This window comes from Mycobacterium simiae, assembly GCF_008370645.1.
Lineage (GTDB): Bacteria > Actinomycetota > Actinomycetes > Mycobacteriales > Mycobacteriaceae > Mycobacterium > Mycobacterium simiae_A.
The window spans coordinates 1-1,497 of the sequence record NZ_VTZN01000376.1 but is presented as its reverse complement, the minus strand read 5'-3'; the positions used below and the strand labels follow the sequence as shown (position 1 = coordinate 1,497).

The window sequence follows — 1,497 nt, the reverse complement described above, 5'->3', positions numbered from 1 at the left end:
TGCCGGGCATCGCGTTCGGTGAGACGCCGTCGCGTTCCCCCGGGCGGGGTCGGGGGTGCTGGCGGAGCCGGTGTGGCCGGTGTGGCCGGTGGCGCCGGCGGCGCCGGCGGCGCCGGTGGCCTGAACCGGGCGTTAGTGGGCTGGGTCGGCGGGGCTGGCGGTACCGGGGGGGTCGGCGGCGCTGGTGGGCTGGGTACCACAGGCAACCCGGGTGGTGGCAGCGTGTCTGGGGCCGGTGGGGTCGGTGGCGCCGGCGGGGCTGGTGGAGCAGGTGGGGCCGGTGGTGCTGCTCCCGGGCTGCTGGGCGCGGGTGGGCTGTTCGGCCTGGGCGGAGCCGGTGGCAACGGCGGAGTTGGCGGGGCGGGCGCGACCGGCGGGACCGGAGGGACCGGGGTCAGCCATGGCACGGTCGGCGGCGACGGCGGGGCCGGGGGCCTCGGCGGAGCCGCCGGGACCCCGGGTGCTGGAGGCGCGGCCGGATTTATGTTCGGCACCCCCGGCCTCGCGGGCAGCGCGGGCGGTGGCGGCGCCGGTGGTCAAGGCGGGACCGGTGGCGCCGGTGACAACGGCGCCGCCGGCAGCATCGGCCAGGCCGGTGGCACCGGCTTTGTCGGCGGAGCCGGTGGCCCCGGCGGTCAGGGCGGTGCCGGCAATGGCGGCGTGAACGGCTCGGGTGGGGCCGGCGGCAGCGGTGGGATCGGCGGCCAGGGCGGTATCGGCTTTGCCGACGACGGCAGCAACAACGCCACCGCCGGCGGCACCGGCGGTGCCGGCGGGGCGGCTGGTGCTGGCGGAGCGGCCGGTACCGGCGGCACCGGCGGGGCGCCCGGGGCCGATGGCTTCGGCGGTGACGGCGGCAAGGGCGGCGCCGGCGGGGATGGCAAGAACGGCACCTCGGGCATCGGAACCGGCAACGGCGGTGCCGGTGGTGACGCAGGAGCCGGCGGGCAGGGTGGGGCCGGCGGGGCCGGCATCGGCGGCGTCCACGGCGGTAACGGCGGCGCTGGCGGCAACGGCGGCAATGGCGGCGTGGGCGGCACCGGCAATAGCCCATCCGGCGGCACGAACGGCAACGGCGGTAACGGCGGCGCTGGCGGTGCCGGCGGCACCGGCGGGGCGGCCACCGATGGCGGCAACGGCGGGGCGGGCGGCAACGGAGGCATCGGCGGCGATCCTGGCAACGCTGGCGGCGGGGCCAGCGGCAACGGCGGCACCGGCGGCAGCGGCGGGGGCGGCGGCGCCGGCGGGGATGGCGGCGCCGCAACTGGCGGCGGCAACGGCGGGGCCGGCGGCACGGGTGGCAACGGGGGCTACGGCGGCGTCGGCCCGAACATAGGCAGCGGCGGCGCCGGCCTCACGGTCGGCGGCAACGGCGGCAACGGCGGGGGCGGCGGCGCCGGCGGGGATGGCGGCGCCGCAACCGGCGGCGGCGACGGCGGGGCCGGCGGCAACGGCGGGATCGGCGGCTTCGGCGGGGGCGGCGGCGCCGCAGCGACC

General features: G+C 80.8%; 1 protein-coding gene. It reads left to right on the top strand.

Annotation, left to right across the window (positions count from 1 at the left end; all coding sequences use genetic code 11):
• Window positions 1-18: 18 nt before the first annotated feature.
• A partial coding sequence (locus tag F0Q45_RS28225; protein WP_444875265.1) for a hypothetical protein occupies window positions 19-1,497 on the top strand: 1,479 nt, incomplete at its 3' end.